Source organism: Photobacterium damselae, from assembly GCF_003026815.1.
GTDB lineage: Bacteria > Pseudomonadota > Gammaproteobacteria > Enterobacterales > Vibrionaceae > Photobacterium > Photobacterium damselae.
Map to the genome: position 1 here is coordinate 284655 of NZ_PYOG01000002.1, position 24332 is coordinate 308986.

Sequence of the window (24332 nt, forward strand, 5' to 3'; positions counted from 1 at the left end):
ATCTTGCAATACCAAATTGCTTAATAAAACAACGTATTAAAGCCGTATAACTGACCAGTTTTGTTAGCGTTATGTGGGTAATCAGCCCATTTTGTATTGATTGTGTAACAGTTTGCATTCTATTTGAGTGCATGATCAGAAAACTCCTTTCTGTCTGTGTGGGTTTGCGGTAAATTTTACTTACAGATGTACAGCTTTATTGAACAATAAGAGCTGTACGCAATGACTTAACTGGATTTGAGGGCATAAATGTTACGACTGGCTCAGCTTTGTAAAGGCTACCAAGATGGCAGTGAGTACCATTCTGTTTTACAAGGAGCAGAGTTAAATCTTGAACGCGGAGCACAATTGGCTCTGATGGGAGAGAGCGGCTCTGGTAAAAGTACGCTACTAAATTTAATTGCAGGATTAGATTCATGTGACGCGGGTGAGATCTGGCTCGGAGACACACCTATTCATGCAATTTCTGAGCGTCAAAGAGCTTTGTTTCGTCGTAATAATATCGGCCTAGTTTTCCAGCAGTTTAATTTATTACCGACCATTACTATTGCAGATAATATTCGTTTTTGTCGCCAATTAAAGGGGTTACCAGAGAGCCCCGATTTATGGCGCCAAATTATATCAGCGCTTGATCTTATGTCTTTGTTAGATCGTTTTCCTGAAGAAGTTTCCGGTGGACAGCAACAGCGCGCCGCAATAGCGCGTGCTTTGTATATGGAACCCCAAATTCTATTAGCAGATGAACCAACAGGCAGTTTAGATGAACGTAATGCTGGCGCTGTTATTCGTCTGTTAACTGGTTTATGTCAAAAACTGCAATGTACACTTTTGCTTGTTACCCACAGTGAGCAAGTCTCTTCTCAAATGCATGGTTGTATCCGATTGCAAGGGGGACAGTTGCATGTTAAGCCCCGTCATTAAGGCGTTATGGGGGCATTATAAGCGCCACCCATTTCAAATCATGCTGGTCTGGCTTGGTTTAACGCTGGGAATTGCACTTCTTGTTGGTGTAATGGGGGTTAACCAACAAGCGAGAGAAAGCTATCGCCAAGGTGAACTTCTATTTTCAAATCCTTATCCTTATCGTATCCGCACAGCACAGTTAGGTCTTAAAGTTCCTCAAGGTTTCTATATTCAATTAAGACGTGCGGGACTTAAATCGTGTGCGCCGCTTGATAGCTATCGAATCGTGACAGAGCAGGGGCGTGATTTTGAACTCGTCGGGCTCGATCCCGTTGCTATGTTCTCTGCTTTTACTCGCAGTGAAAAAAATATGGCAACACTACGAGCCGATATGCTGGATTTGATGAAACCGCCATACCCTATTATTGCTGGAGAGCAACTTGCTAGTTATATGGGGGTCAAATCAGGCGATATGATCACATTAGATAGCGGCAAGAAAATTGGTCCAGTCGAAATAGTACCTGATGAATTAACTGGCGGTCCTCGATTAGTTGCCGATATTGCAAGATTAAGAGATATCCAGCCAAGTTCTGGCTTTACGTCTATTGTCTGTGGTGAGATGAGCCATGAGCAATTAGTGCGCTTAACCCAGATATTGCCTCCCGGCTTAACGTTACAACGTAACCAAAGTGCAAGGCTTGAACCCCTAACTAATGCGTTCCATTTGAATTTGTTTGCGATGGGAATGTTATCGTTTGTGGTTGGATTATTTATTTTCTATCAAGCGATGTCTCTCTCTTTTACTCAGCGCCAGCCATTAGTTGGACGATTAACGCAGTTAGGCGTAACAGGCCTACAACTAGCCGCAGCGCTCTCAATAGAATTAATTTTGTGGATTATTTTAGGTTTAATTGGCGGTAACCTGCTAGGGTTGGTCCTTGCACAGCAATTAATGCCTTCGGTTGCAGCAACGCTAAGTGATCTCTATGGTGCTAACGTTAATCTTGCTGTTAGTTGGCACTGGCAGTGGGGTGTTGCCAGCTTAATTATTGCCGGTTGTGGTAGCATTCTCGCGTGTGGTTGGCCGATGGTTCGATTAATCAAAACGCCACCTGTACGGTTAGCAACTCATATGGCTCTAGTTCGTTTTAGTGGCCGTGAGTTTGCTTGGCAATCAATCATTTCGTTAATTTTTATCTTGGTTGCAATTGGCATTTATCAACTACCTCATGGACAATTTGCGGGTTTTGTTCTTATCGCATTAATTTTAACCGCATCTGGGTTGTTAATGCCGTATTTACTCTGGAAGTCGTTCCAAATTCTAGGCGTGATATTTCCATCCGTGAAAATGCGTTGGTTCTTTACTGATGCGGCTTCAAGTTTAAGTTATCGTGGCGTTGCCGCAATGGCATTTATGTTGGCTCTTGCCTCTAATATTGGTATGGAAACTATGGTTGGAAGCTTCCGCCATACGACTCACACTTGGCTTGAACAACGTCTTGCCGCAGATATTTACATTCGTCCTTCTATGAATATGGCACCAAGAATGTACCGTTGGTTAGAAGATCAACCAGAAGTAAATGACGTTTGGTGGCGTTGGCAAAAAGAGACTCCAACCGATGCGGGTACACTGCAAGTGATGAGTATTGGTCAATCTGAAGGTGAAATGACGGCACTTTCAGTAAAAGATATCGAACCAAATTATTGGCAGAGTTTACATTCGCAACGTGCTGTAATGGTGAGTGAATCACTGGCTCTTAAAAATAATTGGCACATAGGTGATATGGTCGATCTACCAACACCGATGAATGATAACTGGCGCATTGTTGGTATCTATTATGACTATGGTAATCCGTATGGACAGTTATTGATCTCATACAATAAGTGGCACCGTTATTGGCCGCATTCAGGACAAGTTGGTTTAGCTATTCATTTGAATCCAGGCGCTAATGACGAGGCTCTATTGGCTAAATTGGGTGAGCGTTTCCGACTACAGCCAGAGCGCATCCGCAATAATTCTGACTTAATGACTCAAGCAATGCGTGTGTTTGATCAGACCTTTGTTGTCACGTCGACATTAGGATCATTAACGCTATTTATAGCTGTGTGCGGACTTTTCTTTGCCACTCTTGCTGGCGAAGTCTCTCGCCAACGTCAGTTTGCTCTATTACGTTGCATGGGGATGACCGGGTTGGAGTTGGCGGTACTTGGCGGGGGGCAATTATTATTAATTGGTCTATTTACTGCTTTAATGGCGCTACCTCTGGGGTTAATTTTGGCACAGCTGCTGATTGATGTTGTTTTGAAATACTCTTTTGGTTGGACCATGCCTATCCATTATTTCCCAACTCAATATTTATTTACTTTGGGATCGGCATTAGTGGTCTTGTTGATTGCTGGTGGATGGCCAGTGTGGCGTCTAGTGAAGCGATCCGCGATTTTGTCGTTAAGAGAGGCGTTCTAATGACAAAGCAATTTACACATTTTATTTATTTAGCTTTGGCTCTAACTCTTCTCGTTGGTTGTAATAAAAAAACAGAACGTTCAAATACGGCTGAAGTGTTAACTCGTTCTGATGAATATGTATATGAACCGGTTGTACGAGGTGAGCCTGTTGAGTTTCCACGAGACTATGGGGCTCACCCTGAGTATCGAACTGAATGGTGGTATCTTACTGCTAATGTAAAATCACCTGAAGGCAAAGAGTTCGGAATTCAATGGACACTTTTTCGGATGGCAACCAGTACAGAAAAAGAAACGGGTTGGAAAACGCCACAAATGTATATGGCTCATGCAGTCATTACCAGTAAGTCAAAGGTTTGGTCTGCCGAACGTTTTGCTCGTGGTGGCATAGGTCAGGCTGGTGTTACTTCAACGCCATACCACGCTTGGCTTGATAATTGGTCATGGAAAGCTCTCGGCAAAACGCCGTTTCCGGGCATGGTCGAATTTGCAGATGACGGAATGGCTGCGGTTCTTAAAGTGACACAGCATGGTCCAATTGTATTACAAGGTGATCAGGGTTATAGCAAAAAGCATCCTGAGCTTGATATGGCTTCCCGTTATTTTAGTGCGCCATTTTTAGATATTGACGGTAAAATCACTCTTGATGGAACAGAATATCAAGTAAGTGGTGAGGCGTGGTTAGATCGTGAATGGAGCAGTAGCATGCTTGCCAAAGATCAGCTTGGCTGGGACTGGTTCTCTATTCACTTAAATGATGGTAGCGCTCTTATGGTGTCTCAACTGCGTGAAAAAGATGATTTACCTTATTATTTTGGTTCTAGAAGCTGGCCTAATGGTAAAGTTGTTCAACTTGATCATACGCAAATTCGTTTAACTCCATTAAGTTACACTCGAATTGATGGTAAAAAATTTCCTTTACAGTGGAGAATTGATGTACCATCTCAAAATATTAAGTTAACGGTAAATGTTTTACGAAAGGATCAGTGGCTTCCTTTTGTATTCCCATATTGGGAAGGACCTATCCATGTGACAGGATCGCACTCTGGACAAGGTTTTATGGAACTTACCGGTTATTAGCTACGTACCATAGGCACAGCAGTAGGAATCGCAAGTGACATTTTTTCAAAACTATGATGAACAGGCTTTATCTCAACGTTTAATGAATTACCGTAGAGAGTTTCACCGATACCCCGAATCAGCATGGTGTGAGTTTTTCACCACTTGTCGAATTGCGGCTCATATGGAACATCATGGTTATCAGTTAGCTTTTGCCGATGAGATCATTGCGCGTTCTGCCATAATGGGGCGCGATGAAGAAAGTGTTATTGAAGCACAAAAAAGGGCCTTAACTTGGGGGGCCGACCCTAAGTATTTGGCTCAAATGGATGGTATTACTGGTTTAGGTGCGATTCTTGATACTGGCCGTGATGGCCCAACGGTTGCCTTCCGCTTTGATATTGATGCTGTTGATGTGATGGAAAGCCAGGATGATTCCCATCGTCCAAGATTTTTAGGCTTTGCATCTTTAGCACCGGGCATTGCGCACGCTTGTGGTCATGATGCCCACACCGCGATCGGTTTAGGGTTAGCCGAATTAATTGCCGCTAATAAAGATCAGTTATGTGGCAAAATTAAATTTATTTTCCAACCTGCGGAAGAGGGATGTCGAGCAGGAAAAGCCATTGCTGAGAGTGGCTGGTTAGACGATGTGGATTACTTCTTAGCTGCACATGTTGGAATGAATGTTCCAAGTGGTACCTTAGTGTGTGATCCTAAGCATTTCTTATGCAGCTCCAAATTTGATTTACATTTCAAAGGTAAACCTGCTCATGCGGGTATTGAGCCTAATGCCGGTTGTAATGCTTTAGCTGCGGCTTGCACATCAGTGACACAAATGCTGGCCATTCCTCGCCATAGAGATGGTATGACGCGTGTTAATGTGGGTCAGCTAAAGGCTGGAGAAGGGCGCAATGTCATTCCGGCTAATGCTGTACTTAAAGGTGAAACGCGAGGCGAGAACCGCGAAATTAATGATTATATGTATCAGCAAGTTGAGAGAATTGCTCAGGGATCTGCACATATTCATGGCGTTAACGTAGAAATTCAGGCTCAAGGTGAAGCAATTGGTTTGCACAATGATACTGAAATGGTGAACTTGATTGAATCCATTGGCTTGGATGCTGGTTTCAGTGATGTTATCCGCGAAAAGGATTTTGGTGCAAGTGAAGATGTTGGTTATTTATTTGACCGAGTACAACACAATGGTGGTAAAGCTGTGTACTGCTTAATTGGCTCAGATCTGACCGCAGGCCATCATAATGGTGATTTTGATATTGATGAGAGCCGTATGGTTTCTGGGGTAAGGTTATTTGCTATGGCCCTAATGCGCTTAAATCCTTAAACGTAACACCATTCACTCTGATCTCATAAACTGTTAGCCAGGGAGTAATGACCATTTACTCCCTTTATACTTTGCTTTGCAGTGATAAATCGAGGTTTACTTTTAGTTTTTATTATCCCCATTTAAACCCCGCCTATATTTTAAGTTATTTGGCTTTTTTGTTAATTTAGCTAAAACTATATTATTCATTTTAAATCAATGAATTAACATCATGTCCGCCTCTATTCCAGAGTATTGTTGAGACTTTTTTAGTTGTTTTAATATCTTTGTTGTATCTATTGTTTTTAAAAGATCTGAAATGTTACCTATTTCCAATTTATCAGTAGATTAGGTAAAAATATTCCGCTAATTTGCCCGCTTTTTACTACTTTTGTCTTGATATATTCAGCAAATTGGGGAAAGTGGATGTCGCAAAGCGATGGGTTAACAAACACAAACAGTAAAGTAACGACTTCGTTTTCATTATCAAAGTGGTTGTTTCCTTTTTGTATGAGTGACAAGTTTAAGTTTGCCTGTAAAGTCGGATTAAGTTTAACCCTTGCTTATCTTATTCCCATGGCTATGGGTTGGCCCCAAGCTTCGACTGCTGCAACCACAGTGATGCTGATAGCTTCTACAGGAAGTAAAAGGGAATCGCTAGCAAAAGGCTCACTTCGTGTTCTTGGTACTGTTGTGGGAGCGGTACTTGGCCTTTCTTTGGTTGGTGTTTTTGCTCAAGAACAATGGCTTTATATGCTATCGGTATCGGTTGTTGTTTCCGTTATCTTTTATTTTCGGAATGCTTATACCAAAGATCCCACGTTATTTATGCTAACGGGGGTCATGACTCTAATGATGTCAAATGGAGGGGATGCGGAAGGCGCTTTTCTTTATGGTATCGATCGAGCTTATATGACCGTTTTCGGTGTCGTTATATACACTTTAGTTGGGACGTTTCTTTTTCCAACCAAAACAGAACAAAATTTACGTCAATTAGCAGCTGATCTGAAAGAGAAACAACAAGCGGTATTTGTCGGTATTATTCATCGGCAAAGTTTAACGCCGACTCAGTTAGATGAATTTGACGATCCACTTCCAGAACTCATCAAAGCATTATTTACAGCTCAATCGCAACTTGATCAGCGATATAGCCTCATCAGTAAAGAGTGCAGTGATGTATCTGCCTATAAAACTGAATGGGATTTGGCGCTACATTACTACAAGCAGATCACTCAACAGTTAGTTGCAGTTGGTCAATCCAGTTTTGATCAACATGTTGATGGCGAAGACTTTATTGGCAACTATCAAGATGTGGTTGAAGAGATTAATCAACTGTTTTCTCAGTTAGATGATGCATGGGCCGAACAACAAAGTCACTATATTGGATCAGAGCTAAAAGTAGATTTTGAAGTTGATGCTTTAAAAAATGCCGGTCATTTTGAAAAGGGGTCTGCAATAACCTTAGGGTTTTCTCTAAAGAGCTTACATCAAAAGCTGTCGAAGCTAACCGAAGTCGTGACTTGCATCGATTCAGTAACAGAGCGAGTGAGCTTTGATAAGCCAAATATCAATAACACCAGTCGCTTTATTTGGTGGGATGCTGAAAACTTTAAGACGGCACTAAAAGTTTTTGTTACCTATTGGGTTGCTGCATTTATCTGGATCTACTTAAATCCACCTGGTGGTTACAGTTTTGTCATTTTCTCAACGATTTATATGTCGTTGCTCTCTTTTATGCCAGTGCACCCAGTTATGCTATTGGTATTATTTACCTTTGGTTTTTTATTTGCGGTCCCGGCTTATATTTTTGTGCTGCCAAACTTAACGTTGGGGTTAGAGCTTGGCGTCTTTATTTTTCTTTATACCTTTATTGCGTTTTACTTGTTTAATGGTCCGGTCACCATTTTCTTCTTAATGGGACTGTTTATTCTCAATATTGATAACACCATGTTTTACCATTTTGGAATCGTCATGACCGTTATGGTACTGTTTTATCAAGTTGTATTGATGATTATTTTTTCTCATTATTTCCCGTTTTCATCTAAACCTGAGCACCTATTCTTGGTTATGAGAGAGCGGTTATATCGCCATATTCAGCATTACTTAATGTCATTTTCTGCTCTAGAACCCAATAAGTTTCAACGGAGAAAGCGAGAGTTTCATCTTAAGATTCTTAAGTTTACGGTACCAAAGCTGAAGTTATGGGCATCGAAAATTAATTTAAAGCTCTTTCCTGCACTTTCTAGTGAATCGTTAATAGGTTTTGCCGCCGCGTCTGAACAGTTAGTTAATCATCTGACCATTTTAAATGTGTATGAGAAATCGTTGCACAATAACCCGCTAGTAAACAAAGCTCGTAGCCAGTATCCAGATGACTCTTTAGCTGAGATGGCGACAACATTAGCCGGTGGCAAGGGTAAAGAGTTATTAACTGCTGGTTTTGAACAATATCAAGTTGATTATGCTAAAGGTGAAAAGTCACTTGAGCATTTTTTTCAGCAAGTAGATCTAACATCAATCAGCCATCAACAAATTGCAGAGTTTTATATTTTCGTCTGTGTGAAACGCAATATTTTTGAAGCGATGAATCAGTGTAAAGACGCTTATGTTGCGATCGACTGGGATCATTTACGTCAAAAACGATTTTAAAAGGGAAGAGACTACGTGTTAAAACATTCATTGCGAGCTTGCATGACAATCTTGCCGCTATGTAGCTTGACCGCTTGTAGTGTATTAGGCCCGAACTTTGAGTCTTTACAGCCTAAAGCGATACCAGCGCAATGGCAGTTGGTTGATCAACAAGATCAAGCTGATGTTGCACTATGGTGGCAGCAGTTTAATGATCCAACACTGGATCATTTGGTTGAGATGGCGGCTGAGCAAAATTTAGATCTTGAAGCGGCAGGATTACGTATTATTCAAGCAAGAGCAGCTCTTGGAATATCTCAAGGTCTCCAATATCCACAAGTTCAGCAAGTATCGGGTAATCTTGCTAAGGCCTACCAAAATGAAAAGTCATTTGATAATGCAGCCCTTAGCTTTGATGCGGGATGGGAGCTTGATGTTTGGGGTAAATATGCACGAGGAATCGAATCTGCAGAAGCATTAATGTACGCTTCAATTGCTTCATATCGTGATATTGCTGTAACCATTACCGCTGAAGTTGCGCGTAACTATATAAATTATCGCACCTTTCAAGAGCGTATTTTATTATCAAAACGCAATATTGAAATTCAACAACGTGTTGTTCATATCACCCAAGTTCAATATGACTCAGGTAATGTTACCGAGCTTGATGTCCAGCAAGCAAAAAACCAGTTATACACAACAAAAGCGGCTCTACCATCGTTAAAAATTGCTATGTTGCAAGCTCGTAATGCACTAGCGGTATTACTTGGTGTATTACCTTCAGAAGTTGATGCATTGTTAGGCTCTGATGCTATTGATAAGAAAATTGCGGTATATGATTCGCGATATGCTGTGGGTAAGAAAGCAGCGTTAAATGGCACTGATAAGTACTCTTTAGTGCCTCATATTCCCAAAGTAGATAATCAGATTGATGCTAACTTAGTGATGCGTCGTCCTGATCTTCAAGTTGCTGAACTGCAAGCTCATAGCCAGAGTGCCAAAATTGGATTAGCGGAAACCGCACTATATCCAAGCTTTTCATTACTTGGTTCAATCGGTATTAATAGTACAGTCCCATCTGATCGCAGTTTCAGTTTCAGCGATTCTCTCATGCTTGTTGCTGGCCCAAGTTTTAGTTGGAATATTTTTCAATATGGCCGGGTGAAAAATAATATTCGCTTAGAAGATGTCCGCTTCCAAGAGTCATTAACCAATTACAATAAAAAAGTGCTAGTGGCGGTGCAAGAGGTCACTAATGCGCTTGAATCTTATGATTTGTATACAGAGCAAAAAGCCCTTCGTCTGCAATCGGTTAACTCATCTATTCGTGCTTTTAATATTTCCATGACTCAGTACGAAAATGGCCAAATCAGCTTCGAACGTTTACTGAACTCGGTTGAGAAGATGACTCGAAGTGAAGATAGCTATGCGCAAATTAAAGGTAATGTCGCCAATCAAGTTGTTGCGCTGTATAAGGCCTTAGGTGGTGGATGGCAAATCACATCGGGTAAACCTTTAGTTGCTGATTCTACAATAGAAACAATGAGAAGCCGTACTGATTGGGGAACAAGCCTTGATGAAGATCTTGTTATGCCAAAAGCGGATTTACCTAAGCAGGTGGTGTTACCCCAATTAGATCCTGATAAGGTTCCTGTTGAGGAGTTGAATTAATGTCGATACCTCACGAACTCTCAATGGGAGATATTTATTATTCGCCAGTTTTATTGGTGGCGGTTTTGTCTCTAGTTGCTACGTGGATAACCGTTGTGATTTTAAATAAGACTCGGTTATCACGATTTATTGCGTATCCCTCATTAACGTTTCTCGCCATCATGGTTTTTTATGTGGTTGCGATCGATACTTTTTATATCCAAATTTAGGTGAAAGATGAAAAAGACAATCGTCATCCTAGTTAATCTTTTGATCATTGGTGGAGCTGTATGGCTGGGTTACCAAAAATATCAAGAGTACTTCAATAATCCGTGGACTCGAGATGGTCAGGTGAGAGCGAATGTGATCAAAGTTGCGCCTAGAGTCTCTGGGCCAATTACGAACGTTGCGGTTATTGACAACCAAATGGTGAATAAAGGCGATCTTTTATTTGAGATTGACTCAAGTACTTACGATGTTGCTTTATCAAAAGCTCAAGTTTCCTTAGAACGCTCGATCATCAGTTCTAAAGGTAAAAAGATCGAATACGATCGTCTGCGTGATATTAGGGCAAAAGATCGTGGTGCTGTATCACATAAGGATCTTATTCGTCGTCAAATAGCTTATGAAGAGTCATTACTGCAGATTCAAATAGCTAAAGAGCAATTAAAGGCAGCGGAATTGAACGTGAGTTTCACCAAAGTTTATGCTTCTGTTGATGGTTATGTTTCAAACCTTGATATTCAAACAGGAACGCAAGCCGTTGCAAATCAACCGCTCATTGCATTAATTGATAAAAACAGTTTTTGGGTATTTGGTTTCTTTCGTGAAAACCAAATTGCCGCTATTCATGCAGGAAGTCAGGCAAAAGTTACCTTAATGTCTCATCCTGATTTATCGATCGACGCTAAAGTTGCCTCAATAGGATGGGGTATAGCACCGAAAGATGGCACCGTTGGCTACAACTTATTGCCTAATGTGAATCCTGTGTTTCAGTGGATTCGTTTAGCGCAGCGCATTCCTGTACGCATTGAGCTTGAAGCGTTACCAGAAAATCTTGATCTTCGTTTTGGCATGTCAGCATCAATTATGGTGTTACAAGATACGGCCTCTGATGAGAACCAAGATAGATAAGTTAGGGATAATTCATGGATCACTGGAAGTAAGGAAATAATCTTGTGGTAGTTAAAAAGAAGATTACTGAATCAAACAATTTTTTCTATCTAACATTAGCATTAATTGGCTTACTGATTAGTGCTTCGTTAGTACAGGTAACCACCAGCGATATATTAGAATATGTGTTAGAAGCATTTACTATTTTAACTTTTGTGGTTTGTTTGGTCAGTTTACGGTTTGATCAAAATTGGTATCGATTTTTAGTGACACTACTAGCATGTTGGATAGGTGCTATCGTTGTTAAAAAGTTCTTTAGTCTGCAGCAAATCGATATTGCAATGTTAGCGTTAATGTTTGCGTTCTTTTTTGGCACGTTCAAGTCGATAGCAAAGCAAGTGCTCTTCTCTGGGCCTGTGACGTTTAATAAGATTGTGGGGTCAGTCGCGTTATTTTTATTACTTGGTTTAATGTGGGCGATCCTTTATCTCATTCTTTTAGAGTTTGATCCTAATTCATTTACAGGTATGGAAAGCATGCCGTGGGGAGATAACTTTTCTAATGCGGCGTATTTCAGTTTTGTCACATTAACAACGTTAGGTTATGGCGATATCAGTCCAATTACACCTATCGCCCAAGTTATTGTGTATTTAGAAGCCATTGTTGGCGTGTTTTATATGGCGATCGTGGTATCGAGTCTCGTCAGTTCTAATCAAAGTTATGTAGAGAAAAATAATCAGGGGAATAAAAATGGATAAACAGATGGAGCAACGACAAAATAAATTGTTCGTCAATAATATGGTTGAATCGGCCATACGTATTGGTCTGCTACTTGTTTTAATTATATGGACTTACGATATTGTTAAGCCTTTTATTATTCCTGTATTGTGGGGTGCTATTATTGCTGTTGCTCTTATGCCACTTACAGATAAATTGCAGGCGGTATTTAAAGGACGTCGTGGATTAGCAGCAACAGTGATCGCTTTGGTCTGTATTGCGTTATTAATTGCACCTTTTGTTATGGTGTCGGGTTCTATTTATGATGGCATAACTCATACGATGAGTGTGCTTCAAAGTGGCGATATTAAGATTCCAGGCCCAACTCAGCGTATTGCTGATATTCCAGTTGTGGGTGATAAGATCTATGAAGTGTGGAGCTTATTTGCAACGAATATGGAAAAGGCGGTAACGAATTTCTTACCTGAAATTAAAACTGCTGTTGGTACTTTAGCTTCTATTTTGGGTAGCAGCTTAGCAAGTTTGGTTGTCTTTATTATTGCCCTAGCAGTTGCTGGTGGTTTTATGACTCATTCACATAAAATTACTGAAGCTATTCAAAAGGTTTCAATCCGCACAGTTGGTAAAAATGGTGCTAAATGGACAACATTAACCGCCGCAACGATTCGTAGTGTGCTACTTGGTGTTGTTGGGGTTGCCTTTATTCAGGCTATGATTATTGGTTCAGCAATGTTTGCTTTCCATGTTCCAATGGCTGGTTTATTGACTCTGGGCGTTCTTATTTTATGTATTGCTCAACTACCAGCTCTGATTGTGATTGCGCCTGTTATTTTCTATGTCTACTCAACGGGTGATGGTACTAGCACAACCATCTTTACAATTTGGGCGTTAGCGGGCGGATTAGCTGATAATATTTTAAAACCAATGCTAATGGGTCGTGGTGTTGATGTTCCAATGCCTGTGATATTGATTGGTGCTATTGGCGGCATGTTATTCTCCGGCATTATCGGTCTATTCCTAGGTGCTGTTATCTTAGCTATTTGGTATGAGCTATTTATGGCGTGGCTTAAAGCTGATGCAGAAACAACACAAGCTGTAGTTGAAGAAACACAATGCGAAAAAGAAGCGAAAGAACAGTAAGTAAAAAATAAATTAAAACATACCGTTGTTATCAATAGGGAGCCATTGTGCTCCCTTTGTTTTGCCAAAATTATAGATTAACTGCATAATGTTCAAAACGCATAACAACAAGAAAGAAGGTGTTTATGAACCGCTTTTTTAAAAAGGTTTATGATTACATCAACCCATCAGTTAATCCTGATATTGAACCTGCTAGTAAAGAATGGCAAAAATTAGTGCCAACCCTATGGTTATTGGGTAAGACCGGCGCTGGAAAATCAACAATTGTTCAAGCTTTAACCGGAGATAGTCGTGCTGAAATTGGTTTAGGTTTTCAGCCTTGTACTCAAACTGCTTCAGATTATAACTACCCAACGGCTAACCCAGTTGTGAGCTTTTTAGATACCCGTGGTTTAGCTGAGGACAATTATGATCCTAAACATGACATTGAGTATTGTGAAGGTCGAAGCCACGCTTTATTGGTCATCATGAAAGCAGAAGAGCAAGATCAGTCTGAAGTTTTACAAGCTCTGAAAGCAATTAAAAAATCAAAGAAAATTCGTCACTTGTTGGTTGTGCATACCGCTATTAATGGTATCTCAGATGAACAAGAACGCCAGCGGAGCATTACTCGACACCACAATCAAGTGTTGGATATTTGGGGCATTAATCCAGATAAATTAACCGAAGAACAACAACTTTGGTATCAGCCTATTTGCGTTGATCTTATTCCAGAAATCGAACAGCTAGAAGGGTTAGAGCAGTTACAGCAAGCACTGGTAGCGGCACTTCCTATGTTGAGTTTAATTACAGAAAAAAATGCCCACCAAACACGAGAAGAACACAATTTCTCTCGACTACAAACGGAAATTCTTTGGTACGCAGGTACTGCTGGGGCAAGTGATGCTATTCCAGGGATCGGGATTGTGGCCGTGCCTTCTATTCAGGGCAAAATGCTACACAGCCTAGCAAATCAATATGGCGTTACGTGGAATAAACAAGATTATGCTGAGTTTATTGGTATGTTGGGTTCAGGCTTTTTGATTCAATATTTATCAAAACTGGGTGTAAATCAGTTAGTGAAGTTTATTCCTATTTATGGTCAGACAGTGGGGAGTGCAACCGCTGCTGTAATGAGTTTTTCCTCTACCTATGCTATTGGTCGTGCGGCTTGTATGTATTTATACCATAAGAGTAAAGGGGAAACGGTTTCTAAAGATCAGATGAAACAAGCTTTTGAACAAGCATTTAAATCCGTTAAAAACGTAGCAACGGAACAAGCAAAAATGGAGCAAAAGCATCATGAATAAAATTAAAAATAGTTACCATTTGCTAAGTCGCTTATCTGATGGCTTTGTACCACTTGTTATGCTGGCGATTGCGATACCTATCTTAGTTCTAGCGGGTTTTGGCATTGCAGATTTAGTAACAAATGGTCAATGGGTTTTATTCTTTGCTCTGATTGCATCTTCTTGCTTAATTATCTTTGTTCCGTACTGGTGGATGCGCCGTTCTCGTACGGTAGAAACGGCTATTAAGCAGGATCTAGAAGGGTTAGATGTTGAAGGCAATCCAGCTTGGACTGCTAAAGATCAACAGATATGGCAACAAGCAAATGAAACCATTGTTCGCCAGATTAATGAAGAACCAGAGTGGGATAACCTTAAAGCTCATGCGCTACTGGTTTTAACTCAAGTTGCTGCCAGTTATAACCAAAAATCGGGTAAGGCACTCTCTTTTACTGCGCCAGAGTTTTTGTTAATGACAGAAGAAGTGAGTCGCCGTTATCGCCGTTTTCTTCGAGAAAATATTCCTTTTGTGGATAAAGTCAGTATTACAACGCTGCAGCAGGGATATGACTTAAGTGATAAGTTAGGTTATGCGAAAAGTGCTTATGATATCTACCGACTGTTTCGTATTACGACGCCAACTGGCTGGCTGGCCGAAGCCCGAGGTATGGTATTGGGGCAGTTGTTTGATAATGTCAGTGCTGAGATCCAATTTAAACTAAAAGCGACGTTACTACAGGAAGTTGCCTCTGTTGCAATTGATCTTTATAGCGGTCAATTTAAATTAGCGGATGATGAACTGCCACCGAGCGAAATAGAGGCTAAAGACAGTAAAGCTCATGCGGCTAAAGTCAGTCCGCTTCGTGTTGCGGTTGTGGGGCAAGTAAGTGCAGGTAAATCATCATTGGTTAATGCATTGATTGGTGAAATGGCCGCAGAGGTGAGTGCGCTACCTTCAACAGATCAAGCAACCGTTCATCAATGTACAGTCGATGGTATCGATCTAGTCCATCTAATTGATTTACCTGGGCTAGATGGTGATAAGGCCACTCAGAAGAAGATTGTGTCACAAATAACCAATAGTGATTTAGTGTTATGGGTGTTAAAAGCCAATCAATCAGCTCGTAAATTGGATGTCGAATTGCGTCAAGCCGTAGATGAATTTTATCAATTAGCAGCAAATCAAAACCGAAAAGCACCAAAGATTTTAGTGCTGGTAAACCAAGTTGATCGACTTCCTCCATTAGATGAATGGCAACCACCGTATGATTTGTCTAATCCACAAACACAAAAAGGAAAAGTAATTGCTCAAGCGGTTGAGTTTAATAAAGAGAAACTCAATCCAGATATTATCTTACCTTTGTGTGTTAGTCAGGACGTCCCTCAATTTAATGTCGACACACTTCAACAAGCGATTGTGTCTGCCTATGAAGATGGCGTAAACACTCAATTAAATCGACGCCGAGTTGAAGGGGATAGACTGGATTTAACCGAAGAGGCTAAGCGGCTTTATCATCTTGGTGAAGTTTTATTTAAAGCTTATCGCAAACAGCTGTAGTAGATTTTTAATATCAAAAAAGCCAGTAGATTATATTGCTACTGGCTTTTATTTTATGGTGATACTCAAATTTATCTATTGAGTAGCAACTTAATTAGATGATTACCAAAATACTGCGTATAGCACAGCCAAAATCACCATGATGCCATACGATGCTAAGTTAAAGCTTGATTCTGTTTTAAATAACTTAGCTTCAAGTGCGATACCTTTAGGATCCTCTTCACCTTCTGTACTGCTAAGACTTGTAAAGGCAATGACAACGATAGTGAACAGTAGGGTATAGAGCATCTGATCCATGAACGGCATAGATAGAGGCATCAGTTTTAGGAATAGGGCAAATGGGATTGACATCAGAACGCCAACGATAGCCCCTTTGCTGGTGGTTTTCTTCCAAAATAGGCCCATAAGGAACACAGCCAAGATACCTGGACTTACTAAACCCGTGTACTCTTGGATATATTGGAAAGCTTGACCAATACCGCCAAGCATAGGAGCAATAAAGCAAGCGATAATCAGAGCAACAAGAGCGGTTGCACGACCTACGTTAACCAGTTTGTGGTCACCCGCTTCTGGATCAATGTATTCACGGTACACATCCATGGTAAAGATGGTTGCTGTTGAGTTCAGCATAGAAGCTAGTGATGACACAATGGCAGCAGCAAGAGCCGCAAACACCACACCTTTTATACCTACAGGTAAGAACTGAGTTAACCAAGGGTAAGCTTTATCTGCTTGTGCTGCAGATGGCATGTGAGTCATAGCTGCAGAGCCTAGACCACTTAGTAATTCTGGGTTTGATGTAATAATGTAAGTCGCAATACCTGGAATAACCACAAGGAACGGCACAATCAGTTTTAAGTAAGCTGCAAACACAATACCTTTTTGCGCTTCTTGCACCGATTTTGCGGCTAATGTACGTTGAATAATGTATTGGTTGAAGCCCCAGTAGTATAAGTTCGCAACCCATAGACCGCCAATAAGAACGGCAATACCCGGTAGGTTCATATATTGCGGATTACTTTGATCTAAGATCATTTCAAAGTGCTCAGGCGCTGCATCAATCATGTGGCTTAAACCGCCTAATACACCATCAGCACCGCCAATGTAACTTAGAGCCATAAAGGTTGTTAATAGGCCACCAAGAACAAGGAAGAACACCTGGATTACATCGGTCCAAACAACGGCAGAAAGACCACCATATAGCGAGTAAATGATTGCAAAAAGGGCTAAACCAATAATTGCGTACATCATTGGAACGCCAAGAATGGTTTCTAACGCAAGGCCTCCTAAGTAGAGTACAGATGTTAGGTTTACAAAAACGTATAGGGCAATCCAAAATACAGCAAGAATCGTCTTTAATGATTTATTAAAGCGTTTTTCAACAAACTCAGGAATGGTATATATACCCTTATCAATAAAGACGGGTAAGAAGTATTTACCCACGATGATTAATGTCAGTGCAGACATCCATTCGTAAGAAGCAATAGCCAGACCTATAGAATATCCAGAGCCAGACATACCGATAAACTGTTCAGCTGAAATATTGGCAGCAATAAGTGATGCACCTACAGCCCACCAAGGTAGTGATTTACCAGCAAGGAAATAGTCTTCTGTTCCTTTTGTTGCTCCTTTCTTATCTCGTGAAACCCATAAGCCGACACCAATAATAATAAGCACATAGAGGGCAAAAACAGCGTAATCAATAACGCTAAATCCTATCTCGTTAGTTCCCATCTTTATAATCCATTGTGAGTTAAATTAACGGAGAGGAGTGTAAGCGTTTACATTTAATATTTTCGTTATTTATGTCACAAAATATTACGAAAGCTGAATGATGCTATTATTTTGACATGACGGGTTATTTTAACTTAATGAAAATACTCGTTTTATTTGTTGTTCGGTATTTGGTTCTATATTAGGTAAAATATTTAACTAAATTTTTAAGTTAATATTTACTGTGATAATGATAACGTTACCAGTGGCTTTGTTGAAAGGTTTACAGGGAAATAATTGCAATTAATTGGGTTGGTTAATCGTATTTTGGTCATTCATAATTAATAAAAATAAAATGATTTATGAATAGATAAGCAAGCGGTAGTTAAACCGCTTGCTATAAAAGCTTATCGCAACAAGATGTGCTTTAAGCGTGTTTTATCAATTAATGAGATGATAATTAAAGATATGCAGTAAGTAGCTGGTATGATTAATATATTACTTACCCAAGGGTTTAGATTCAGCATCATTGAGATATTCATAAAGTATATAATCAATAATAAATGGAGAACATAAATACCTAAGGTGTGTTTCGCACAGTAACGAACCCATTGAGTATTACCAATATTGGGATGATTAAGTAATAAAATAAAAATACCTAAGCCCCATAATGGTGTCCCTAACAAGAAATCATGAATATTAAATAGCCCATCAGGTAGAAGGGATAACATAAAAGCTTCTGTAAGGTGCAGTGACATACCGCCAATAAACAACAGGAGTGCGATAGTATTACTCAATTGCCATTTCTGACGACGATACTCAAATCCTAAGCCGACCATCAATGTGGCAAAAAAAGGTCCATTACGAGTAAAGATAATGGAGTCTAACTCAGTATAGGGCTGATAGCTTCCCGCAAGAAGTCCGTAGACAAAGAGTAATAACGCAAATGGAAGAAGCCATTCTATTTTATTGAATCGTATAAAGAATGCGATGAGGATTACGGCACAAATGAGTGCAGGTATAAACCAAAGATGTACTAATCCGCCTTCAAATAGAGAATTAATAGGATTTTCACTTAAATATTGCCAATATCCCATCCTCTCTTGTAAGTAACTCTCTTGCATCACAGTGTTGAGATTAAAAGGCGCAATAAGATAAATGATGCTCCAGATAAGCCAAACTTTTAAAAGCGGAATACTATATGAGCACGCGGTTTGTTGTGGGGATGCAATAAGTTTCGGCGCAATTAAGTAACCTGAGATTAAGAAAAAGAGCGGAACCGCAAAACGACTACTCTGGTTGAGTAGATAACCAAGCCAGGGTTCACCATTAATCAAGGGTAGAGTATTAAAGGCTTGGCTATGAATAATAACAACAGCAAAGATAGCAATGACACGACCAAGCTCTAAACTAGGAATGCGATTTTCATTCATAAGGTATTGTATCTACAATTAAATTTTGTGAAATCTAACAGTAAATACGAGGCTGTAAATTTTCTATTTGTAAAACTGTGTGATGGATCTGATTCTCAAGCTAAATATGAAATTTCGAGATATTGCTTAGTCTAATTTCTTAACGCCATGGATGATTAACTCACGTAACCATTGGTGGCTCAGATCTAATTCAAAGTGACGATGCCATAGAAGAACATAGCCACCAGCGTCTAAATGAATTGGAATTGGTCGTACAATCAGATTACTTGTTTCTTGTAACTCATGAGTTGGATACGAAGGGTAGCACATTAACAGATCTGAATTTTCACACAGTTTTATGGCTGTTCTAAAGTCGGTCATATTGATGGCAATATCAACATGACGATTCTGCAAAGCTAGAACCTCTTCTAATAACCAACGACGTAGACCGCCAATGCTTACTTCAATATGTCGGTATTTTAAAAACGTTTCGAGATTCCATTCTTCTTGTAGTGAAGGGTGATCTTTTCGCATTAAACAGACTGGATAATCTCGGCCCAGTAGATAGTAATTCAATTCATTGGGAATGGTTCGGTAATGCATCTCTGAACGCTCATCCCATTCAAAAATACCAATCCCTAAATCAATTTCACAGCGTAATAGTTGATTTAAGCTATCATCGTTCCAAGTGCGGCTGATTAAACTAACTTCTGGTGCTTGTTCCAGCATTTTAGGAATAAAATCAGGGTAGGTCAGTGTATAAGCCGTTTCCACTAAATCGATATGAAATTTACGACGACTGCTCGCAGGATCAAAATCTTCTGGCCGAGTGAGCTGTTCTACTTGTCGCAATATCTGATGAATATTGGGTGCCAAGGAGAGAGCCTTTGGTGTGGGTCTTAGGCCATGAGGAGCTCGTTCAAACAGAGGATCATGAAACGTTTCGCGTAGTTTAGCAAGTTGTTTACTGACTGCCGATTGGCTGAGATGTAAGCGACAAGCTGCTGCTGTAACACTCTTTTCTTGTAGTAAGACTTCTAATACTTTCAGCAGATTTACATCAAAATTTTTCACAGCAATAGCCTTGTCGTCTGTTGTGATATATCTATTTTGTTACAGGTAATGCGACTTCAACCGGTTCGATATCTACAATTTTTGAACGGTTCATGATGATCTTCCAGCGTTGAATACGAACAGTATTATCTTCATCCGTTTCTTTTGTGATTAAGTTTATCAAATGGCGCTTTTCAACCGATTCTTTTGTGACTTGACCATCTTTGAGCTGATATATCCGTTGAGAGCCTTTTTCCATTAAGCTGGCAACAACTCTTAAATCGAGAATAATTGATTCACGGGTCTGTTCATAACCACTTAAGAACTTAGTTGGAGACATTCGAGTGGTACTTTTATAGTGAAGAATGGTCTCTTCTCTATTTGATACTTTATGTTTACGGGTCTTTCTAATGCTTTCAGGAAGTTTGTCGTAGCTAATATATTCCATCCACTCGAACTGACGGCCAATAAGGTGATCGGTATTAGCATCGAAAAATTGTTTACGCCAGCGAGCTCGACCTTTACGAAGCCAACGCCAAAGCATTTTTTTTAAATCGTCTTTAAAAACTTCACGAATAGCGTAAATCAGAGACAGAACCAAAATAAATGATGCGGTAATATCACCTAATACACCACGCGCTTTTATCATCATTAAAGTCACAAAGATCATCACAATACCTGCCGCTGCACCTGTGACAATTTTTCGGGTATTTTTACCCAGCTCTATGGTTTTCTCTTTCATAGTGACTGGGTATTCGATCAAACGACGTAGAAGACGCATCTTATTCGACATTCGGGTTTGATCTTGCATTGCTCTTTCTGAATTATATTTGTGTTTAATTCGGTGTTGCTCTTCAGATGCGCAGATGTCTAATAAGAGTTCTTTAATTTCTGGGTATTCGTTACCACGGGGTAGGTGAGCCACCATAGCCAAGCAACGTTGTTCAGTAAACCATGATAGATAGTTATCAATGTTCTCGTAGTACTTAAGCAGCTTTTTATCTGTCGGTACGTTACGACGTAACCTTTTTAAGATACGAATTGTCAGTTCACTCAGCTCGCTGACATCATCTAATGTGACTGACTCTTTGTTCTCAAGTAAATTATGAGTCTCTTTTTCTAGAGCCAGTGCATACTGATAAGCGTACAAACTTAAACTTAAGCGATATTGTTCAATCGATAATTTACCTCGACTGGCTAATCGACTATGAACGAGGGGTAAGTGGTTAACGTCACTGTAATAAGTACGTTTGCCATGAATTGCGTTATGGTAGAACTCTTCATCACTGATGATGTTGCTGGTTAGGCCTAATTCTCCGGGCACAAAAATATAAATATCGAGCTGTCGATTAGTCGTTTCTTGAATGACGTGGGAGATTTTAAGTTTGTGTCCATCTTTTTTGTCGACAGTGATCACTTTGTATCCGTACCTCTAAACTGCATGAAATGATATTTAGTGTGGCTAATGATTGGCGTACTAGCCACCACTTTCTAGTTCAGTGACTTTTGAGCTTGTTATTGTTGTTTTATTTTAAACTTAGTCATTCTCCTAGAACCTAGAACCTAGAACCTAGAACCTGAAATATTACTCGGATTATGATGACAGTAAATGCAATTAACCGTGTTAATAGGATGAAAAATATCCAAACAGTTAAAGATTGCTGAGCACCAATGGGGAACATCACGTATAATGCTCTGTCATTAGTAAATTACAAAGCTAAGTTTACACGTTATATCACTTATTATTGTTACACAACATAACGGTGTAGCATGCTGATCAGAGAGTGTCGGATTCATGATTAAAATTGGACAATACAACACATTAGAAGTCGTCAACCTAGTAGACTTTGGCGTATTTCTCGATGGTGGAGAGGATTTCGGTAATATCTTATTGCCAAGCCAGTCAGTTCCAGCCGGCACTAACGTGGGCGATAAAATTAAAGTCTTTCTATACAATGATTCACACGATGAAGTTGTAGCAACAACCGATGAACCTATCGCTCAAGTGGGTGAATTTGCCAAGATGCGAGTTGAAGGAATCACGACAGTTGGTGCATTTTTAGATTGGGGTCTGCGTAAAAACCTTTTGTTACCATACAGCGAACAGCGCCGTAAATTACAAGAAGGTGAAGAGATTCTTGTGCGTGTGTATACCGACCGAGCAACAGGTCGTATTGTCGCTTCAACTAAGTTTAACCGCTTCTTAGATAAAACTCCGGCAACGTATAAAGTTGGGGATGAAGTACCAGTATTGATCGCAGAAATCACAGATCTTGGCTATAAAGCGATCATTAATAATCAACATTGGGGCTTACTATTTAAGACCGAATGTTTTGGTAAGCTGTTTATTGGTAAGACGCTAAAAGCTTACGTAAAAGAAATTCGTGAAGATGGCAAAATCAACCTATCTCTGCAGAAGATGGGTAAAGCACGTATGGATGACCTATCAGATAAAATTTTAACCTCGTTAGAGAAAAAGGGTGGTTTCATTCCATTAAGTGATAAGTCAACGCCTGAAGAAATTTTCAATGTTTTCCGTACCAGTAAAGGTACCTTTAAGAAGACCATTGGTGGCTTGTATAAGCAGGGTCTGATTGTTATTGGAAAAGACGGCATCCGCTTAAACGATAACGACTAATTAATCGCTATTTATGGCTGCTGAACATAAACGCATCTTGGCTTATTCCAGGGTGCGTTTTTTTTAATTATCATCTGGCTTTGGTGTAATTATAAGCATTGTAATGGTCTGTTTTTCATCAGTTTATTGCGCTTCTTATTGCTTCAAAGCAAATGATTTTTTCCATATGAGAAAAGTACGTCTAAATTTAATCGGTAAGTTATTGATATTTTGCTGTAGCACGTAGAATTAACCTGTTTAGTGCAATTAAAGTTAACATTTACATAACTTTGTGATCTTGATCGTGTTTTGTTGCTCGTTACAATGCGCGTCCCTTTTGACATATTTGATCAACATCATGATTGCAGTACTGGGTATTTTTGTTCTTATTTTATTAGCTTGGATTATTTCTACTGACCGTAAGCGCATTCCGATTAAAATGGTATCGCTGGCGTTTTTAATGCAAGTTCTGTTTGCTCTTTTTGTGCTATATGTACCTGTTGGTAAAACGATTCTACAGTCGATTACTCACGGCGTAACCTATGTGACCGATTACGGTAAAGATGGTTTATCTTTTCTGTTTGGTGGTTTAGCAACGGGCAGTATTGGTTTCGTATTTGCGGTGAACGTTTTAGGCATCATCATCTTTTTCTCCGCATTGATTTCTATGCTTTACCATATCGGTATTATGCAAAAAGTTGTGAACGTTTGCGGTGGGGCTTTACAACGAGTATTAGGTACTGGCCGTGCAGAATCCTTATCGGCAACTGCAAATATCTTTGTTGGTATGTCAGAAGTCCCATTGGTCATCAAACCATATTTAAAAAGCATGGATGATTCGCAACTGTTTGCTGTTATGACTTGTGGTTTAGCATCGGTTGCCGGTTCTACTATGGTAGGTTATGCCGCTGTGGGTGTGGACTTAGGCTATCTTATTGCTGCTGCGTTTATGTCGGCTCCTGCGGGTTTGTTAATGGCTAAAATCATTGTGCCGCCATCAGAACAAAAAATCAGTGCTGATGAAATTACCGCAGTTGAAATCCCTAAAGCAACGAATGTGGTTGAAGCGCTCGCTGATGGTGCAATGTCGGGCTTGCGTATGGCTGTTACCATTGGTGCGACGCTGGTGGCATTTATTAGTGTGATTGCTTTGCTAAACGGTATGTTAGGCGATATTGGTGCTCTATTTGGCGTTAAAGATTTAAGCTTCCAACTGATCTTAGGCTATGTATTTTCACCTGTAGCTCTGCTTATTGGTGTGCCTTGGGCAGATGTGATAACGGCTGGCTCTTTGATTGGTCAGAAAGTTGTGATGAACGAGTTTGTTGCATTTATTGACTTGATGAAAGTAAAAGACACGATGTCACCACACAGTGTAGCTGTTGTTACTTTCGCCTTATGTGGCTTTGCTAATGTCACCACGCTTGCAATCTTAATTGGCGGTATGGGAAGTCTAATCCCTGAGCGTCGTCCGTTTATTGCCAAGTATGGTGCTCGTGCAGTGATGGCTGGTGTTCTTGCTAACCTAATGAGTGCTGCAATCGTAAGTATTATTCTGTCGCTATAATCCTTATGTAGATTCAAAAAACATAAGTTTACAAAAGCCAGTAGACGGAGAAAATCTCTTTCTACTGGCTTTGTTCTATCTGATATATCTATATCGTTAGCCAAGATAAAAAAATCCTGCAATAAA

General features: G+C 40.0%; 18 protein-coding genes. 14 read left to right on the forward strand and 4 right to left on the reverse strand.

Translation table 11 applies throughout. The features are described from left to right. Positions 1 to 249: 249 nt before the first annotated feature. The 12 genes from CTN07_RS04155 to CTN07_RS04210 all read left to right on the forward strand — a co-directional run bounded on the left by CTN07_RS04155 (position 250) and on the right by CTN07_RS04210 (position 15844). On the forward strand, positions 250 to 921 hold the full coding sequence (locus CTN07_RS04155) for an ABC transporter ATP-binding protein (RefSeq protein ID WP_005299014.1): 672 nt from the start codon (positions 250 to 252) through the stop codon (positions 919 to 921). After that, on the forward strand, positions 902 to 3367 hold the full coding sequence (locus tag CTN07_RS04160) for an ABC transporter permease (protein ID WP_005299017.1): 2466 nt from the start codon (positions 902 to 904) through the stop codon (positions 3365 to 3367). The genes CTN07_RS04155 and CTN07_RS04160 overlap by 20 nt, the downstream gene beginning before the upstream one ends. Further along, a complete protein-coding gene (locus CTN07_RS04165) occupies positions 3367 to 4446 on the forward strand; it encodes a lipocalin-like domain-containing protein (RefSeq protein ID WP_005299018.1) in 1080 nt (359 codons plus the stop codon). The genes CTN07_RS04160 and CTN07_RS04165 overlap by 1 nt, the downstream gene beginning before the upstream one ends. Before the next feature lie 34 nt (positions 4447 to 4480). After that, positions 4481 to 5770 (forward strand): amidohydrolase, encoded by a 1290-nt coding sequence (locus tag CTN07_RS04170; protein ID WP_005299021.1) that lies wholly within the window; start codon positions 4481 to 4483, stop codon positions 5768 to 5770. A gap of 489 nt (positions 5771 to 6259) precedes the next feature. Further along, positions 6260 to 8398 carry an FUSC family protein gene (locus tag CTN07_RS04175; protein WP_036764966.1) on the forward strand — a complete coding sequence of 713 codons (2139 nt, stop codon included), beginning with the start codon at positions 6260 to 6262 and terminating at the stop codon, positions 8396 to 8398. A gap of 15 nt (positions 8399 to 8413) precedes the next feature. Continuing rightward, entirely contained in the window at positions 8414 to 10048 is a 1635-nt protein-coding gene (locus tag CTN07_RS04180; RefSeq protein ID WP_005299029.1) for a TolC family protein, read from the forward strand. A gap of 5 nt (positions 10049 to 10053) precedes the next feature. After that, positions 10054 to 10257, forward strand: coding sequence for a DUF1656 domain-containing protein (locus CTN07_RS04185; RefSeq protein ID WP_085999137.1), 204 nt, complete (start codon positions 10054 to 10056; stop codon positions 10255 to 10257). Positions 10258 to 10264: 7 nt separating this feature from the next. Beyond that, positions 10265 to 11161, forward strand: coding sequence for an HlyD family secretion protein (locus CTN07_RS04190; protein ID WP_005299032.1), 897 nt, complete (start codon positions 10265 to 10267; stop codon positions 11159 to 11161). A 44-nt stretch (positions 11162 to 11205) separates the two neighbouring features. After that, positions 11206 to 11898, forward strand: coding sequence for a potassium channel family protein (locus CTN07_RS04195; protein ID WP_005299035.1), 693 nt, complete (start codon positions 11206 to 11208; stop codon positions 11896 to 11898). Then, positions 11891 to 13018 (forward strand): AI-2E family transporter, encoded by a 1128-nt coding sequence (locus CTN07_RS04200; protein WP_036763713.1) that lies wholly within the window; start codon positions 11891 to 11893, stop codon positions 13016 to 13018. Before CTN07_RS04195 ends, CTN07_RS04200 begins: the two co-directional genes overlap by 8 nt. A 125-nt stretch (positions 13019 to 13143) precedes the next feature. Beyond that, positions 13144 to 14307 (forward strand): YcjF family protein, encoded by a 1164-nt coding sequence (locus tag CTN07_RS04205; RefSeq protein WP_005299041.1) that lies wholly within the window; start codon positions 13144 to 13146, stop codon positions 14305 to 14307. Continuing rightward, the gene (locus CTN07_RS04210) at positions 14300 to 15844 is read left to right on the forward strand and encodes a GTPase family protein (protein WP_005299043.1); all 1545 of its coding nucleotides are present in this window, start codon (positions 14300 to 14302) and stop codon (positions 15842 to 15844) included. The genes CTN07_RS04205 and CTN07_RS04210 overlap by 8 nt, the downstream gene beginning before the upstream one ends. Before the next feature lie 102 nt (positions 15845 to 15946). Here CTN07_RS04210 and CTN07_RS04215 read toward each other — a convergent pair whose 3' ends face one another. The 4 genes from CTN07_RS04215 to CTN07_RS04230 form a co-directional block, all read right to left on the reverse strand. After that, the gene (locus CTN07_RS04215) at positions 15947 to 17578 is read right to left on the reverse strand and encodes a sodium/sugar symporter (protein ID WP_036763716.1); all 1632 of its coding nucleotides are present in this window, start codon (positions 17576 to 17578) and stop codon (positions 15947 to 15949) included. A gap of 386 nt (positions 17579 to 17964) precedes the next feature. Further along, positions 17965 to 18990, reverse strand: coding sequence for an acyltransferase (locus CTN07_RS04220; protein ID WP_005299049.1), 1026 nt, complete (start codon positions 18988 to 18990; stop codon positions 17965 to 17967). Between the two features lie 126 nt (positions 18991 to 19116). Further along, positions 19117 to 20043, reverse strand: coding sequence for a LysR substrate-binding domain-containing protein (locus CTN07_RS04225; RefSeq protein ID WP_005299050.1), 927 nt, complete (start codon positions 20041 to 20043; stop codon positions 19117 to 19119). 31 nt (positions 20044 to 20074) lie between these two features. Next, positions 20075 to 21439, reverse strand: coding sequence for a hypothetical protein (locus CTN07_RS04230; RefSeq protein WP_005299053.1), 1365 nt, complete (start codon positions 21437 to 21439; stop codon positions 20075 to 20077). Positions 21440 to 21817: 378 nt separating this feature from the next. Between CTN07_RS04230 and CTN07_RS04235 the strand changes: the two genes are divergently transcribed. Beyond that, positions 21818 to 22660 carry a CvfB family protein gene (locus CTN07_RS04235; RefSeq protein ID WP_036763719.1) on the forward strand — a complete coding sequence of 281 codons (843 nt, stop codon included), beginning with the start codon at positions 21818 to 21820 and terminating at the stop codon, positions 22658 to 22660. A gap of 337 nt (positions 22661 to 22997) precedes the next feature. Further along, entirely contained in the window at positions 22998 to 24206 is a 1209-nt protein-coding gene (locus tag CTN07_RS04240; RefSeq protein ID WP_005299059.1) for a NupC/NupG family nucleoside CNT transporter, read from the forward strand. The last annotated feature ends 126 nt before the right edge of the window (positions 24207 to 24332 follow it).

What these genes read in the sequence shown, in the direction of transcription:
- CTN07_RS04235 (WP_036763719.1), top strand. Translation starts at nt 21,818, where the DNA reads ATGATTAAAATTGGACAATACAACACATTAGAAGTCGTCAACCTAGTA.
- CTN07_RS04215 (WP_036763716.1), bottom strand. Translation starts at nt 17,578, where the DNA reads ATGGGAACTAACGAGATAGGATTTAGCGTTATTGATTACGCTGTTTTT.
- CTN07_RS04200 (WP_036763713.1), top strand. Translation starts at nt 11,891, where the DNA reads ATGGATAAACAGATGGAGCAACGACAAAATAAATTGTTCGTCAATAAT.
- CTN07_RS04155 (WP_005299014.1), top strand. Translation starts at nt 250, where the DNA reads ATGTTACGACTGGCTCAGCTTTGTAAAGGCTACCAAGATGGCAGTGAG.
- CTN07_RS04210 (WP_005299043.1), top strand. Translation starts at nt 14,300, where the DNA reads ATGAATAAAATTAAAAATAGTTACCATTTGCTAAGTCGCTTATCTGAT.
- CTN07_RS04240 (WP_005299059.1), top strand. Translation starts at nt 22,998, where the DNA reads ATGATTGCAGTACTGGGTATTTTTGTTCTTATTTTATTAGCTTGGATT.
- CTN07_RS04205 (WP_005299041.1), top strand. Translation starts at nt 13,144, where the DNA reads ATGAACCGCTTTTTTAAAAAGGTTTATGATTACATCAACCCATCAGTT.
- CTN07_RS04220 (WP_005299049.1), bottom strand. Translation starts at nt 18,990, where the DNA reads ATGAATGAAAATCGCATTCCTAGTTTAGAGCTTGGTCGTGTCATTGCT.
- CTN07_RS04165 (WP_005299018.1), top strand. Translation starts at nt 3,367, where the DNA reads ATGACAAAGCAATTTACACATTTTATTTATTTAGCTTTGGCTCTAACT.
- CTN07_RS04160 (WP_005299017.1), top strand. Translation starts at nt 902, where the DNA reads ATGTTAAGCCCCGTCATTAAGGCGTTATGGGGGCATTATAAGCGCCAC.
- CTN07_RS04175 (WP_036764966.1), top strand. Translation starts at nt 6,260, where the DNA reads ATGAGTGACAAGTTTAAGTTTGCCTGTAAAGTCGGATTAAGTTTAACC.
- CTN07_RS04190 (WP_005299032.1), top strand. Translation starts at nt 10,265, where the DNA reads ATGAAAAAGACAATCGTCATCCTAGTTAATCTTTTGATCATTGGTGGA.